The organism is Staphylococcus sp. HMSC36A10, assembly GCF_001838845.1.
GTDB classification, from domain to species: domain Bacteria; phylum Bacillota; class Bacilli; order Staphylococcales; family Staphylococcaceae; genus Staphylococcus; species Staphylococcus aureus.
In genome coordinates this window covers 1-15,811 of the sequence record NZ_KV839067.1, presented here as the reverse complement: position 1 = coordinate 15,811, position 15,811 = coordinate 1, and the positions used below count along the sequence as shown (strand labels likewise).

Annotated in this window: 16 protein-coding genes; 9 read left to right on the top strand and 7 right to left on the bottom strand. The window is 33.3% G+C overall.

Annotated elements, in window-relative coordinates; genetic code table 11:
• Window positions 1-26: 26 nt before the first annotated feature.
• The 5 genes from gyrB to dnaA form a co-directional block, all read right to left on the bottom strand.
• Entirely contained in the window at window positions 27-1,961 is a 1,935-nt protein-coding gene (gyrB, locus tag HMPREF3247_RS00655; protein WP_000255578.1) for a DNA topoisomerase (ATP-hydrolyzing) subunit B, read from the bottom strand.
• Between the two features lie 9 nt (window positions 1,962-1,970).
• Window positions 1,971-3,083: a DNA replication/repair protein RecF gene (recF, locus tag HMPREF3247_RS00650; RefSeq protein ID WP_000775113.1), complete on the bottom strand. Its 1,113-nt coding sequence runs from the start codon at window positions 3,081-3,083 to the stop codon at window positions 1,971-1,973.
• A complete protein-coding gene (gene yaaA / locus HMPREF3247_RS00645; protein ID WP_001789359.1) occupies window positions 3,080-3,325 on the bottom strand; it encodes a S4 domain-containing protein YaaA in 246 nt (81 codons plus the stop codon). The genes recF and yaaA overlap by 4 nt, the downstream gene beginning before the upstream one ends.
• Window positions 3,326-3,705: 380 nt before the next feature.
• A complete protein-coding gene (gene dnaN, locus HMPREF3247_RS00640; protein WP_000969811.1) occupies window positions 3,706-4,839 on the bottom strand; it encodes a DNA polymerase III subunit beta in 1,134 nt (377 codons plus the stop codon).
• A gap of 277 nt (window positions 4,840-5,116) precedes the next feature.
• The gene (dnaA, locus tag HMPREF3247_RS00635) at window positions 5,117-6,478 is read right to left on the bottom strand and encodes a chromosomal replication initiator protein DnaA (RefSeq protein WP_001290433.1); all 1,362 of its coding nucleotides are present in this window, start codon (window positions 6,476-6,478) and stop codon (window positions 5,117-5,119) included.
• Window positions 6,479-7,208: 730 nt separating this feature from the next.
• Here dnaA and rpmH point away from each other — a divergent pair.
• The 9 genes from rpmH (at window position 7,209) to HMPREF3247_RS00590 (ending at window position 14,850) form a co-directional block, all read left to right on the top strand.
• Complete coding sequence (rpmH, locus tag HMPREF3247_RS00630; protein WP_000240855.1) at window positions 7,209-7,346, top strand: 50S ribosomal protein L34; 138 nt, start codon at window positions 7,209-7,211, stop codon at window positions 7,344-7,346.
• Between the two features lie 120 nt (window positions 7,347-7,466).
• Window positions 7,467-7,820 (top strand): ribonuclease P protein component, encoded by a 354-nt coding sequence (rnpA, locus tag HMPREF3247_RS00625; RefSeq protein ID WP_001808047.1) that lies wholly within the window; start codon window positions 7,467-7,469, stop codon window positions 7,818-7,820.
• Window positions 7,821-7,963: 143 nt separating this feature from the next.
• A complete protein-coding gene (mnmE, locus tag HMPREF3247_RS00620) occupies window positions 7,964-9,343 on the top strand; it encodes a tRNA uridine-5-carboxymethylaminomethyl(34) synthesis GTPase MnmE (protein ID WP_000362509.1) in 1,380 nt (459 codons plus the stop codon).
• A 66-nt stretch (window positions 9,344-9,409) separates the two neighbouring features.
• A complete protein-coding gene (gene mnmG, locus HMPREF3247_RS00615) occupies window positions 9,410-11,287 on the top strand; it encodes a tRNA uridine-5-carboxymethylaminomethyl(34) synthesis enzyme MnmG (RefSeq protein ID WP_000249661.1) in 1,878 nt (625 codons plus the stop codon).
• Window positions 11,287-12,006 carry a 16S rRNA (guanine(527)-N(7))-methyltransferase RsmG gene (gene rsmG / locus HMPREF3247_RS00610; RefSeq protein ID WP_000215595.1) on the top strand — a complete coding sequence of 240 codons (720 nt, stop codon included), beginning with the start codon at window positions 11,287-11,289 and terminating at the stop codon, window positions 12,004-12,006. Before mnmG ends, rsmG begins: the two co-directional genes overlap by 1 nt.
• A 42-nt stretch (window positions 12,007-12,048) precedes the next feature.
• A complete protein-coding gene (gene noc / locus HMPREF3247_RS00605) occupies window positions 12,049-12,888 on the top strand; it encodes a nucleoid occlusion protein (protein ID WP_000742837.1) in 840 nt (279 codons plus the stop codon).
• Between the two features lie 316 nt (window positions 12,889-13,204).
• A complete protein-coding gene (locus HMPREF3247_RS00600) occupies window positions 13,205-13,558 on the top strand; it encodes a DUF3147 family protein (RefSeq protein ID WP_000491382.1) in 354 nt (117 codons plus the stop codon).
• Between the two features lie 67 nt (window positions 13,559-13,625).
• On the top strand, window positions 13,626-14,021 hold the full coding sequence (locus HMPREF3247_RS00595) for a DUF3147 family protein (protein ID WP_000779134.1): 396 nt from the start codon (window positions 13,626-13,628) through the stop codon (window positions 14,019-14,021).
• Between the two features lie 259 nt (window positions 14,022-14,280).
• On the top strand, window positions 14,281-14,850 hold the full coding sequence (locus HMPREF3247_RS00590) for a helix-turn-helix transcriptional regulator (protein ID WP_001054130.1): 570 nt from the start codon (window positions 14,281-14,283) through the stop codon (window positions 14,848-14,850).
• A gap of 117 nt (window positions 14,851-14,967) precedes the next feature.
• Here the strand turns inward: HMPREF3247_RS00590 and HMPREF3247_RS00585 are convergent, their stop codons facing one another.
• Together HMPREF3247_RS00585 and vraH are read right to left on the bottom strand one after the other, a co-directional pair.
• Complete coding sequence (locus HMPREF3247_RS00585) at window positions 14,968-15,168, bottom strand: cold-shock protein (RefSeq protein ID WP_001059079.1); 201 nt, start codon at window positions 15,166-15,168, stop codon at window positions 14,968-14,970.
• Window positions 15,169-15,560: 392 nt separating this feature from the next.
• A complete protein-coding gene (gene vraH / locus HMPREF3247_RS00580; RefSeq protein WP_000672038.1) occupies window positions 15,561-15,752 on the bottom strand; it encodes a peptide resistance ABC transporter activity modulator VraH in 192 nt (63 codons plus the stop codon).
• Window positions 15,753-15,811 lie beyond the last annotated feature (59 nt).

Genomic DNA, 15,811 nt, shown 5'->3' with positions numbered 1-15,811 from the left:
TCCTTCAAAAGTTCAGTTCACAGCGCTTAGAAGTCTAAGTTTGCATAAACTGCATTATCTTCTATAAATTGTCTACGGTTTTCTACAACGTCACCCATTAACATTTCAAATGTTTGGTCCGCTTCAATCGCATCTTCAAGTTTTACTTGTAAAAGAGCGCGGTGCTCAGGGTTCATTGTTGTTTCCCATAATTGATCTGCATTCATTTCTCCAAGACCTTTGTATCGTGCAATAGACCATTTTGGTGTTGGATTCAATTCAGATTTAAGTTTATCAAGTTCCCTATCATTGTATACATAATACTTTTGTTTACCTTGTGTCAGTTTATACAACGGTGGCTGTGCAATATACACATAGCCTGCTTCAATTAACGGTCTCATAAATCGATAGAAGAATGTTAATAACAATGTTCTAATATGCGCTCCATCCACATCGGCATCAGTCATAATGACGATTTTGTGATATCTTGCTTTCGCTAGATCAAAGTCGCCACCGATTCCTGTACCAAATGCTGTGATCATTTGACGAATTTCATTGTTATTCAAAATTCTATCTAATCGTGCTTTTTCAACATTTAATATCTTACCTCGTAATGGTAAAATCGCCTGCGTTCTAGAGTCACGACCAGATTTTGTAGACCCCCCGGCAGAGTCCCCTTCGACTAAGAAAATCTCACATTCTTCAGGACTTTTACTAGAGCAATCGGCTAATTTACCTGGAAGACTTGCTACATCTAACGCTGATTTACGACGTGTTACTTCACGCGCTTTTTTCGCAGCAACACGTGCACGTGCCGCCATAATACCTTTTTCAACCACTGTACGTGCGACTTGTGGATTTTCATATAAAAATCGTTCAAAGTGCTCTGAGAATAATTTATCTACAACTTGACGCACTTCAGAATTACCTAATTTTGTCTTCGTTTGACCTTCAAATTGAGGATCACCATGTTTGATAGATATAATTGCTGTCATACCTTCACGTGTATCTTCACCAGAAAGTCTATCTTTTTCTTCTTTCATAATCTTGCTACTTAAACCATAACTATTTAAGACACGCGTTAATGCACGTTTGAATCCGTCTTCATGCGTACCACCTTCGTACGTATGAATGTTATTTGCGTAAGTTAAAAGATTTGTGGCATATCCTGAGTTATATTGAATCGCAATTTCTACTTCAATATCATCTTTAGATTGATGAATATAAATTGGCTCATCATGAATAGGTTCTTTATTTTCGTTCAATAACTCAACGTACGATTTAATACCGCCCTCATAGTGATAGGAGTCTTCTCTAACGTTTTCTTCATCACGTTCATCTCTTAATGTGATTTGAATTCCTTTGTTTAAGAAAGCAAGCTCTCTAATACGCTGCTGTAATGTTTCATAGTTGTATACAGTTGTCTCTGTGAAGATTTCTCCATCTGCTTTAAAACGAATGACAGTACCTGTCTTATCAGTTGTGCCAACTTCTTTTAAGTCAAATTGAGGTACACCTTTTTTATATGCTTGATGATATATAGTCTCATTTCTGTGTACATATACTTCTAAGTCTTGTGACAATGCGTTTACAACTGATGAACCAACACCATGTAAACCACCAGATACTTTGTATCCGCCACCGCCGAATTTACCACCAGCATGTAAAACAGTTAAAATAACTTCGACAGCTGGACGTCCCATTTTTTCTTGAATATCAACTGGGATACCACGTCCGTTATCCGTTACTTTAATCCAGTTATCTTTTTCAATAACAACTTCAATTTTATTTGCATAACCAGCTAATGCTTCATCGATACTATTATCGACAATTTCCCACACTAAATGGTGCAAACCTCTCTCTGAAGTCGATCCTATATACATACCTGGTCTTTTACGTACTGCTTCTAAACCTTCTAATACTTGTATTTGCCCAGCACCATAATTATCCGTGTTGTTTACATCTGACAATGCAGTCACCATCGCTTTCTGTTACTTTATAATTTCACCTTGATTAATACGATACAATTTAGCGTTATTCATGATTTCATGATCAATACCATCTACAGATGTCGTAGTGACAAATGTTTGTACTTTATGCTGAATCGTACTTAATAAATGCGTTTGACGCGAATCATCTAATTCACTGAGTACATCGTCTAATAATAAGATGGGATATTCCCCAACTTCGATATTCATTAACTCAATTTCAGCTAATTTAATGGACAAAGCCGTTGTACGTTGCTGTCCTTGAGAACCATATGTTTGAGCATCCATGCCATTCACATCAAAACTTATATCATCTCGATGTGGTCCGAATAAGCTAATGCCTCGTTCTTTTTCTCTTTGCATATTATCGCTAAGAATAGACATAATTTCTTCAAGTCGTGCCGCTTCATTTTGAGCATAATCAAATTTAAGACTAGGTAAATAATTCAGCGACAACGCTTCTTTATCATTTGTGATACCAGCATGAATCGGTTTAGCTAACGACTCTAGCTCTTGAATAAAATGTGCACGTTTATCAGTTACTTTCATTGCATATTCAGCAAACTGCTGATTTAATACTTCCAACATTGTTAAGTCCTTTTTTTGGCCTAATTGTAACTGCTTTAAGTAATTATTCTTTTGCTTTAAAATACGTTGGTATTGAGCTAAATCATTTAAGTAAACAGCAGAAATTTGGCCCAACTCCATATCTATAAAGCGTCGTCTTATTTGAGGAGAGCCTTTTACAATATTCAAATCTTCTGGCGCAAATAGAACCACATTAAGGTGTCCAATATATTGAGTTAGACGACTTTGCTCTAAGTGATTCACTTTGACTTGTTTACCTTTTTTAGTTATAAACATTGTTAATGGCATCGTGCCGTGTCTATAACTAAGCTCACCTTCTATTTTAGCATAATCAGCATTAAAACGTATGAGTTCCTTATCATTACTCGTTCTATGACTTTTTGCTAAAGCTAAGGTATAAATTGATTCAAGTAAATTTGTCTTTCCTTGTGCATTTTCTCCAATGAGGATATTCACGTCAGGATGACATTTCAACGTAACCTCATCATAGTTACGATAATTTTCTAATTGGAGTGTATTTAACTTCATTGTTCACCTTGATGAATGATTAAGAAAGAACCAGCATCTTCAGGTAATTCTGGGATATCTATACGATCTTGATGTTCTAACTTTTTACCGCGACGTGTTTCACGCACTCCATTAATTAATACTTCAACGTCTTGCAAGAACCATTTTGCTTGACCACCAGATTCAATAATCCCTTCTGTTTTTAGAAATTGACCTAAATTAATGTCTCCTTCTACTACAACTTCTTGAACCAAAATAATCACTCCATTTCTTTGTATGTCATTAATATATTATACCTTTTTTTGTCACAAATTTCATTTAAAATAGAGGTAGAAACCGTTTACATATAAATAATTAATTCTTATTTTTTGGCAATACTGTCATTTTCAATTTTTTAACGCTATTTAACGGCGTTTAACTTTTATATTCAACTTGTTATTGACTATTAAAATTTTAAATTTAAAGGGCATATAAGCACACTTATTAAAATTTGGATATATTTGTCATAAATTTAATTGGCGTCTTTTATTTGCTGTTTAAAATGCTGTCAAATTTATTTTACATACGCATCTAGAATTATTTTTGCAAAAAAATAAAGGATGACGTTTTAATTAATCACGTCATCCTTTATTTATATCTATTTTTAGTAAGTTCTGATTGGTAAAATTAATTGCGTTACCGAGTCGTCACCTTTTGGTTTTAGAATAAATGGTTTCATTGTACCGAAGAATTCAACTTCAACCTCATCATTATCGATTGCTTTTAAAGCATCCATCATATATTTAGAGTTGAATGAAATTTTCAGGCTACCACCTTCAACATCGTTTGCATCAACTTCTTCTTTTACAGTACCAATTTCTGGTGATGTAGAAGATAATTCAACAACGTCATCACCTGTACTTAATTTAATAACGTTATTACCACCTTCACGTGCTAATAAAGAGGCACGATCAATCGCATGATAAAACTCCCCATTGTCTATACTTAATTTAATTTCATAGTTTTCAGGGAATAAACGTGTTGTATCAGGATAATGTCCTTCTAATAATCGAGAAATAAAGTTCACATTTCCAACTTTAAATAAAACTTGGTTTGAAGCAAAGAAGATATCAATGTCTTCTTCATTGTCAGACATAATTTTATTTAATTCAGCTAAAGCCTTACCTGGAATGATGACATTTTTGTTTTCAGAAACATCTTCTAACTGCAACTTTCTTACAGCCAAGCGGTGTGAATCAGTCGCTGTGCATATTAATTCATTTTCTTGTATAAGCCAGTTCACACCAGTTAGTACTGGGCGTGTTTCTGAGGTGGACACTGCAAAATTCGTTTGTGCAATCACGTTTTTAAGTACTTTTACCGACAATTGAATTGCGTCATCTCTAGAAACTTGAGGTAATAAAGGATATTGATCTGGATCTAAGCCACTCAAATTAAATTCAGAATGACCTGATGTAATTAATGTCTGGAATTGTTCATTTGTAGATAATTTAACATCTTTACCAGGTAATTTTTTTATAATATCAACAAAGAATCGTCCAGGAAGTACTACTGAGCCTGTTTCTGAAATATTGACAATATCTTCGCCATCTACAGTTTTAGGAATAGTGATTTCTATTGAAATTTCAGAGTCTGAACCAGTTAATATAACTTCATGTTCTTTCGCATCGATTTTGATACCAGTTAATATAGGTAATGTTGTTCTTGGTGAAATAGCTTTTAATGTGTCATTTAATTGTGTAATAAAATAATCTCTTTTAATAGTGAATTCCATCATTAATTAAAACTCCTTCCAGTCGTTTATATATAATTATATAGGTTTTAAGTTCTTAGTAATAGTAGTAGGTGCTGTGGATTGGTGGATAAGTCTTAAAAACATAGATTTGGCAAAGTTATACACATGTTGATAACTTGTGTATGGTGTGTATGACTTTTAAACATTATCCACAAAATGAGTTTTGCTCATCTTGCCACATTAGCATATAGAAATGTAAAAAATGATTGTTATTATTAGTGCTGTTATATAACAGATTACATTTCCCAAAGTTTCCTACTTATACATTTCTTATTTCTTTTTCAAGATTCTCTACTTCTTGTTTAAAAATAGGATCTTCTTTTAAATCTTTAGATATTTTTTCATGAGCATGAATGACGGTCGTATGATCACGCCCACCAAATTCTTCACCAATTTTAGGTAATGAGAAATCTGTAAGCTCTCTAGACAAGTACATAGCTATTTGACGCGGATATGCAATTGACTTTGTACGTTTTTTTGCACTGAAATCTTCAATTCTAACATTATAGTACTGGCCTACAATTTTTTGAATATCTTGGATGGTAATCTTTTTAGATTTTGGTGCTTGAATGATATCTTTTAAAGCTTCAGCAGTTAATTCAGTTGTAATTGGTTTTCCTAATAATTGTGAATATGCAAGTAAACGTGTTAATGCACCTTCTAATTCACGAATATTAGATTGAATTTGATTTGCTATATAATTTAAAGCTTCTGGTGGAATATCTAATTTTTCTTCTTCAATTTTCTTCTGCAAAATTGCCATTCGAGTTTCATAATCTGGTGGCGTAATATCAACAATTAGCCCCCATTCAAAGCGTGAACGTAATCGATCTTCTAATTGTGCAATTTCCTTTGGTGGTCGATCACTCGAAATAACTATTTGCTTGTTATTCTGATGCAATTCATTAAAAGTATAGAAAAATTCTTCTTGTGTTTGTACTTTATTTTGTATGAACTGAATATCATCGATTAATAAGACGTCGATATTACGATATCTTTCTCTGAAAGCTTCACCTTCGTTATCACGAATTGATTTAATAAATTCATTTGTGAATTTTTCACTTGATGTGTAAATCACTTTGGCATCTGGATTATTATCTAAAACATGATGACCAATGGCATGCATTAAATGGGTTTTTCCTAAACCAACACCTCCATAGATAAATAATGGATTGTACGCTTTGGCTGGTGCTTCGGCTACAGCTAAACTTGCTGCATGTGGAAAGCGGTTACCAGGTCCGATTACAAAAGTGTCAAATGTGTTATGGGCATTGAATTGCTCTCTACCAAGCACATGATTATCCTCAGTTGTTTCAGTAGAAGGTTTTGTTGTTTCTTTTGGAGTAGCAGTTTCATTATTACTATAATTTGCTAATTCTTCAGTAGTAATAAAGTGAGGTTTAACTTCATAGCCTACAACATCAAATAAGATTGCTTGGATAATTTCAGCATATTGTTGATTTAACCAATTTGCATTAAAAGGAATACTCGATAATACGATAGCTTCACCATCTTTAATCGTGTAAAGCTCAGTATCTTTTAGGAAAGTTGAGTAACTTACAGCTGATAATTTTTCTTGAGCAATTTCAAGCACTTTTTCCCAAATTTCTTTTTCCGACATAAATTTACTCCATCTTTCTTAAATTTTTAAGTTATACACAAAAATAACAGCCGTGGATAACTTCTAAACACACCATGTTAATAATTATCCACAAGTTAATAACAATCGGTGGATAACTTTATCCTGCTTATTAGTTATGCACAGTATTTTTATGTAAATATCAATAAATAAATCCTTATAAAATCATGAGTTGGACGACTTATCCACACAATTATACTTTTTCAGTTCTCTATATGTCAAATACCTGTGAATATGTTGCTAAAAATAGTATAACTTTGTGTGTAATTTCTAATTATCCACAATTCTGAAAACTATAAATGTGCATAAGTGGATAACTTTTCCTTCTATAGAATATCTGTTAGTGAGTGTATCAAAACAGCTTGGGAAATAATTTATAAAGTATGTATAAGAACTGTATAAGGTATTCAAACATTGTAAACACTCATGCTTCGGACCAAACTCATGGTGATGTTATGAAATTTGATTGCTCGCATCGTGTATTTCTATCTTTAATCGATAAAAGTAAAAAAATTGAGCAGTAGTATAAAATGAACTTGCGTTATAAATAGGATTTTGTTATATTGTAGTAGTTGCTTGAATTATGACTAGATAATCAATGAGCTAATACGAGAATTTTAATCTAAGAAACGCAAAATCTTATCTATTAAAGTGATCAGAGTCTGCATAATCTGGTATATTAGATAACTGTATAAAGATGGAGGTGTTTTGCATGGTAAAACGTACTTATCAACCAAATAAACGTAAACATAGTAAAGTTCATGGTTTCAGAAAACGCATGAGCACAAAAAATGGCCGTAAAGTTTTAGCGCGCCGTCGTCGTAAAGGCCGTAAAGTTTTATCTGCATAAGATCACTGACTCATCAGTGATCTTTTTTTTCGTTTAAATTAAGAATAAATAGAAATTTATGTTATAAGCTCAATAGAAGTTTAAATATAGCTTCAAATAAAAACGATAAATAAGCGAGTGATGTTATTGGAAAAAGCTTACCGAATTAAAAAGAATGCAGATTTTCAGAGAATATATAAAAAAGGTCATTCTGTAGCCAACAGACAATTTGTTGTATACACTTGTAATAATAAAGAAATAGACCATTTTCGCTTAGGTATTAGTGTTTCTAAAAAACTAGGTAATGCAGTGTTAAGAAACAAGATTAAAAGAGCAATACGTGAAAATTTCAAAGTACATAAGTCGCATATATTGACCAAAGATATTATTGTAATAGCAAGACAGCCAGCTAAAGATATGACGACTTTACAAATACAGAATAGTCTTGAGCACGTACTTAAAATTGCCAAAGTTTTTAATAAAAAAATTAAGTAATGATAGGGTAGGGTAGGGGAAGGTAAATATTAACCACTCAACACCTCCCGAAGTCTTACCTCAGACAAACGTAAGACTTACCTTAGGGTTATAATAACTTACTTTAAAATGTATTCACATCGTTGAAGGAGGCGAGTAGCAATATGGATTTAGATACAATTACGAGTATTTCAACACCAATGGGTGAAGGGGCAATTGGAATTGTTCGATTGTCTGGACCGCAAGCCGTTGAAATTGCTGACAAATTATATAAAGGAAAACATCTTTTAAATGATGTTCCATCACATACGATTAATTACGGTCATATTATTGATCCAGAATCTAAAGAAGTGGTTGAAGAAGTTATGGTGTCTGTGTTAAGAGCGCCAAAAACATTTACACGCGAAGATATTATAGAAATTAATTGTCATGGTGGTATTTTAACGATTAATAGAGTGCTGGAACTTACTATGACATATGGCGCTAGAATGGCTGAGCCAGGTGAATTTACAAAACGTGCCTTTTTAAATGGTCGTATTGATTTATCTCAAGCTGAAGCAGTTATGGACTTTATTCGCTCGAAGACAGATAGAGCTTCTAAAGTTGCGATGAATCAAATTGAAGGTCGTCTAAGTGACTTAATCAAAAAACAACGTCAATCTATATTAGAGATACTCGCTCAAGTGGAAGTGAATATTGATTATCCTGAATACGATGATGTTGAAGATGCGACTACTGAATTTCTTTTAGAGCAGTCTAAAGAAATCAAACAGGAAATTAATCGTTTATTAGATACCGGTGCGCAGGGCAAAATTATGCGTGAAGGTTTATCTACAGTTATTGTTGGTAAACCAAACGTAGGTAAATCATCGATGTTAAATAATTTAATACAAGATAATAAAGCGATTGTAACTGAGGTAGCAGGTACTACAAGAGATGTCTTAGAAGAGTACGTCAATGTTCGTGGCGTGCCATTAAGATTAGTTGATACTGCTGGTATACGCGAGACAGAAGATATAGTAGAGAAGATTGGTGTTGAACGCTCTAGAAAGGCTCTTAGCCAAGCAGACTTAATTTTATTTGTATTAAACAATAACGAAGCATTGACTCAAGAAGATTACACATTATATGAAGTGGTTAAAAATGAAGATGTAATCGTAATTGTTAATAAAATGGATTTAGAGCAAAACATAGATATTAATGAAGTTAAAGATATGATAGGTGATACGCCATTAATTCAAACTTCAATGTTAAAACAAGAAGGTATTGATGAATTAGAAATACAAATTCGAGATTTGTTCTTTGGTGGAGAAGTACAAAATCAAGATATGACTTATGTTTCTAATTCAAGACATATTTCATTATTAAAACAAGCAAGACAAACGATACAAGATGCGATTGATGCAGCAGAATCTGGTGTGCCTATGGATATGGTACAAATTGATTTAACTAGAACTTGGGAAATATTAGGAGAAATTATTGGTGAGACTGCAAGTGATGAACTCATCGATCAGTTATTCAGTCAATTCTGCTTAGGTAAATAGTAATTGAAATAGACGGAATACCGTCTTAAGAAGGCTAGTAAGATATCAAATAAGGAGGTTTATATTGTGGTTCAAGAATATGATGTAATCGTTATAGGTGCGGGACATGCAGGTGTAGAAGCAGGTTTAGCATCTGCAAGACGTGGTGCTAAAACATTAATGCTAACAATAAATTTAGATAATATTGCATTTATGCCATGTAACCCATCTGTAGGTGGACCAGCTAAAGGTATCGTTGTTCGTGAAATTGATGCTTTAGGTGGACAAATGGCAAAAACAATCGATAAAACACACATTCAAATGAGAATGTTAAATACAGGTAAAGGACCTGCTGTAAGAGCACTAAGAGCGCAAGCAGATAAAGTACTTTATCAACAAGAAATGAAACGCGTGATTGAAGATGAAGAAAATTTGCATATAATGCAAGGTATGGTAGACGAACTTATTATAGAAGATAATGAAGTTAAAGGTGTACGTACAAATATTGGTACAGAGTATTTATCTAAAGCAGTAATTATTACAACGGGAACATTTTTACGTGGTGAAATCATTTTAGGTAATATGAAGTATTCAAGTGGACCAAATCACCAATTACCATCAATCACATTATCAGACAATTTAAGAGAACTTGGTTTTGATATTGTTCGTTTTAAAACAGGTACACCACCGCGTGTAAATTCAAAAACAATTGACTATTCGAAGACTGAAATACAACCAGGTGACGATGTAGGTCGTGCATTCAGCTTTGAAACAACAGAATATATATTAGATCAATTGCCATGTTGGCTAACGTATACTAATGCTGAAACACACAAAGTTATCGATGATAATTTACATCTATCTGCAATGTATTCAGGGATGATTAAAGGAACCGGGCCACGTTATTGCCCTTCAATTGAAGATAAATTTGTTCGATTTAATGATAAGCCGCGACATCAACTTTTCTTAGAGCCTGAAGGTCGTAATACAAATGAAGTATATGTGCAAGGATTGTCTACAAGTCTTCCTGAACATGTGCAACGTCAAATGTTAGAGACGATACCAGGTCTTGAAAAAGCAGATATGATGCGTGCCGGCTACGCAATTGAATATGATGCGATTGTGCCAACGCAGTTATGGCCTACACTTGAAACGAAAATGATTAAAAACTTATATACTGCAGGTCAAATTAATGGTACATCTGGTTATGAAGAAGCAGCAGGACAAGGATTGATGGCAGGTATTAACGCTGCAGGTAAAGTGTTAAACACAGGCGAAAAGATATTAAGTCGTTCAGATGCATATATTGGTGTCTTAATCGATGATCTTGTAACTAAAGGTACTAATGAACCTTATCGTTTACTAACATCACGTGCAGAATATCGTTTGTTACTACGTCATGATAATGCTGATTTGAGATTGACGGATATGGGATATGAACTTGGTATGATTTCTGAAGAACGATATGCACGTTTTAATGAAAAACGTCAGCAAATTGATGCGGAAATTAAGCGTTTATCAGATATTCGTATTAAACCAAACGAACATACGCAAGCGATTATCGAACAACATGGTGGTTCTCGCTTAAAAGATGGTATTTTAGCTATCGATTTATTACGCAGACCTGAAATGACTTACGATATAATTTTAGAAATTTTAGAAGAAGAACATCAATTGAGTGCAGATGTTGAAGAACAAGTAGAAATACAAACAAAATATGAAGGTTATATCAATAAATCACTACAACAAGTTGAGAAAGTTAAGCGTATGGAAGAGAAGAAAATTCCAGAAGACTTAGATTATAGTAAGATTGATAGTTTGGCGACTGAAGCGCGAGAAAAATTATCAGAAGTAAAACCTTTAAATATTGCACAAGCTTCTAGAATATCAGGGGTAAATCCAGCAGACATATCTATATTATTGATTTACTTAGAACAAGGTAAACTCCAAAGGGTGAGTGACTAATGACTGTAGAATGGTTAGCAGAACAATTAAAAGAACATAATATTCAATTAACTGAGACTCAAAAACAACAGTTTCAAACATATTATCGTTTACTTGTTGAATGGAATGAAAAGATGAATTTGACAAGTATTACAGATGAACACGATGTATATTTGAAACATTTTTATGATTCCATTGCACCTAGTTTTTATTTTGATTTTAATCAGCCTATAAGTATATGTGATGTAGGCGCTGGAGCTGGTTTTCCAAGTATTCCGTTAAAAATAATGTTTCCGCAGTTAAAAGTGACGATTGTTGATTCATTAAATAAGCGTATTCAATTTTTAAACCATTTAGCGTCAGAATTACAATTACAGGATGTCAGCTTTATACACGATAGAGCAGAAACATTTGGTAAGGGTGTCTACAGGGAGTCTTATGATGTTGTTACTGCAAGAGCAGTAGCTAGATTATCCGTGTTAAGTGAATTGTGTTTACCGCTAGTTAAAAAAGGTGGACAGTTTGTTGCATTAAAATCTTCAAAAGGTGAAGAAGAATTAGAAGAAGCAAAATTTGCAATTAGTGTGTTAGGTGGTAATGTTACAGAAACACATACTTTCGAATTGCCAGAAGATGCTGGAGAGCGCCAGATGTTCATTATTGATAAAAAAAGACAGACGCCGAAAAAGTATCCAAGAAAACCAGGGACGCCTAATAAGACTCCTTTACTTGAAAAATAATGCATAATCCTTTACAACTAACATAAAAGGAGCGAATGGATAATGAAAAAACCTTTTTCAAAATTATTTGGTTTGAAAAACAAAGATGACATCATTGGACATATTGAAGAAGATCGCAATAGTAATGTTGAATCCATTCAAATTGAACGTATCGTTCCCAACCGTTATCAACCAAGACAGGTGTTTGAACCAAATAAAATTAAAGAACTTGCTGAATCAATACATGAACATGGTTTACTACAACCTATTGTTGTAAGACCGATTGAAGAAGATATGTTTGAAATTATTGCTGGAGAGCGCCGATTTAGAGCAATACAATCACTAAATTTACCTCAAGCAGACGTTATTATTCGTGATATGGATGATGAAGAGACGGCTGTTGTTGCATTAATTGAGAATATTCAAAGAGAAAATTTGTCTGTTGTTGAAGAAGCGGAAGCCTATAAGAAATTATTGGAAATTGGTGATACAACGCAAAGTGAATTGGCAAAAAGTTTAGGTAAAAGTCAAAGCTTTATTGCAAATAAGTTGCGTTTATTGAAGTTGGCGCCGAAAGTACTACTTCGCTTAAGAGAAGGTAAAATTACTGAACGCCATGCGAGAGCGGTATTATCATTGTCTGATAGCGAACAAGAAGCGTTGATTGAGCAAGTCATTGCACAAAAGCTAAATGTGAAACAGACTGAAGATAGAGTACGCCAAAAAACGGGGCCCGAAAAAGTCAAAGCACAAAACCTTCGCTTTGCACAAGATGTCACTCAAGCACGAGATGAGGTAGGCAAAAGTATCCAAGCGATTCAACAAACAGGATTACATGTTGAGCATAAAGACAAAGATCATGAAGATTATTATGAAATAAAAATTCGAATATATAAACGTTAGTAGTAGGATGTCGTATACATGATGACTAACACATAAAAGACAAAGCTAAGATCATAACAGCTTTGTCTTTTTTTGTTTTACGTGAAACATAAAAATTTATATTTATATGTTGATTTGAAAATTACAGTTAATGGTAATTTTCAATAATTTGAGCTGGATATACTTTCATTTGAACCCTTTATTGCTAGTTTATGAAAGTATCATGAAAGCTTTATGAACATCGCTTGAGTTGCCTTTACAGTAGAAAATTTAAGTTTTACACTTTGTGTGAATGATACGTTTTGTATTGAATTAATTATAGAAAGGTACGTTGAAGATGTTTTCAATTGGAAGTGCAATTCTTCATTTTGTCATTGGTGGTATCGCTGTTGCATTAGCTTCAATTATTGCTGATAAGGTAGGTGGTAAGTTAGGAGGTATTATAGCTACTATGCCGGCAGTCTTTCTTGCGGCTATTATCGCATTAGCTTTAGATCATCGTGGTACGCAATTAGTGGAGATGTCGATGAATCTTAGTACTGGAGCAATTGTCGGTATTCTGTCTTGTATATTAACTGTATTTTTGACATCTCTCTACATTAAGCATAAAGGTTATCGGAAAGGCGCAATATTCACGGTTGTTTGTTGGTTTGTCATTTCCCTCGCAATATTCAGTATTAGACATTTATAGTTTGGAAAATGCGTGATAATTAGTTGTATTCAGTTATTAAGTAATAAATTATTGGAGGCAGAACATCATGAAATTAACATTAATGAAATTTTTTGTGGGGGGATTTGCAGTATTATTAAGTTATATTGTATCTGTAACACTACCTTGGAAAGAATTTGGCGGTATATTTGCAACGTTTCCGGCAGTATTTTTAGTATCTATGTTTATTACAGGTATGCAATATGGTGATAAAGTCGCTGTGCATGTAAGTCGTGGCGCAGTGTTTGGTATGACAGGGGTATTAGTTTGTATTTTAGTTACATGGATGATGTTACATATGACGCACATGTGGTTGATTAGCATTATTGTTGGTTTCCTAAGCTGGTTCATCAGTGCAGTATGTATTTTTGAAGCGGTAGAATTTATAGCACAAAAAAGATTAGAAAAGCATAGTTGGAAAGCTGGAAAATCGAATAGTAAATAGTGTGAACGTAGTATCACTGTTAGGATTTAATTCGCAAGCATTGAATAGCATGGAAAAGTTGCGTCCTTAATAAATGAAATTCAAGTTGGCATTGAGAAAATTACAAGCGCGTAATCATACAGGTCTGTCTTAAGGGAGTCTTCAAACCCTGATGTTGTCGTATGTCAAAACATTTAGTCAATCATACAGGTGACTTGATTTAACTTTATCTGATAGTCTGATTGTAATGATTGTACTAATTGACTGGAGGCGTATGTAATTGAATCTAAGTAAACAAATTAAAAAGTATAGGGAACGAGATGGTTATTCACAAGAATATCTTGCTGAAAAGTTATATGTATCTAGGCAGAGTATTTCTAATTGGGAAAATGACAAAAGCTTACCGGATATACATAACTTATTAATGATGTGCGAATTGTTCAATGTAACTTTAGATGATTTAGTAAAAGGGACTATTCCATTTGTACCTGATATTAAAGTGCAACGAAGTCTTAACTTATGGACATATGTGATGCTTATTTTCATGACATTAGCTGCAATTTTAACAGGACCTTTAATTGTTTATTGGAATTGGGCTTGGGGTATAACGGTGATAGTCATTTATGGAATAGGTTATTATGCAGCTATGAAAATAGAAGACTTTAAAAAAGTGCATAAAATGGATAACTACGATCGAATTGTTGCTTTTATGAATGGAAAAGATCCTAGTGAAGTACAAACGACTAAAGCTAGAAATACGATGACAAATGCGCTTTCTATTATATCAGTAGTTGGTACACTCAGCCTCATAATTTTCCTTAGTGTGTATTTGGCAAATAAATTTTTATAAATCATCATCGTATCGTCTCATATTATCCGAAATAGCATAAAAAAATACCAACAAGGTTCTAAACCTTGTTGGTAATCAAAGCGATTCATTTATAATGAGTCGTTTTATTTTGTAAGATTAAACAGTTTGTACGTTAACTGCTTGGTCTCCACGTTGACCTTCAGTGATTTCGAAAGTAACTTTTTGACCTTCTTCTAAAGTTTTGTAGCCATCGCTAGCGATACCTGAGAAATGTACGAATACGTCTCCGCCATTTTCTTGTTCGATGAAACCAAAACCTTTTTCTGCGTTAAACCATTTTACTGTACCGTTATTCATATAGAAAACCTCCATGTGCTTTTGCACTTAATATTTGTAACAAATTCATAACTAAAAAAGAGGATATTCTAAACAAATACACTACAATTTAATTCACGAGCTTTTATTACGTAAGACCAACTATACGCTCATATTGGCATAATGTACAGTGTTTTTTGAAAATAAATTAAAAAAGATTTTTAAAAACCTTAGAAACGTTGATTTAAAGGGGTTTATAAAAATAAAAAAATTGTAGTCTTTTATGGTGTTTGCTAGTTTTCAAAGTGACATATCGTTTAAACATGACGATTTTATAAGCAATCCATAAAAAACAAGCAGCGATAAACGCTACTTGTTGATATTAAAATCTGACTTGAAAGGTCATAGCAATGTTATATAACGATGGAATGTGCTTATTTGCCTTTTTCTTCACGACGTTTTAAATAATAGGCGCCACCTAATAAACCAGCTGGAATGCCTATCATTGGTGTTGTGAATGAGCTTAATACAATAACAAGTATTGTTAAAGCAATGACGTTATACCAAGTTACAGTCAAATTTTTCAAATCCTCGTATGATTGTTTTACTAATTCTCTAAATTTCATGATTCAATCTCTCCTTTTTATAAATCTTTAGATTGTCAAATTAAGCTGGACAAGTTTAT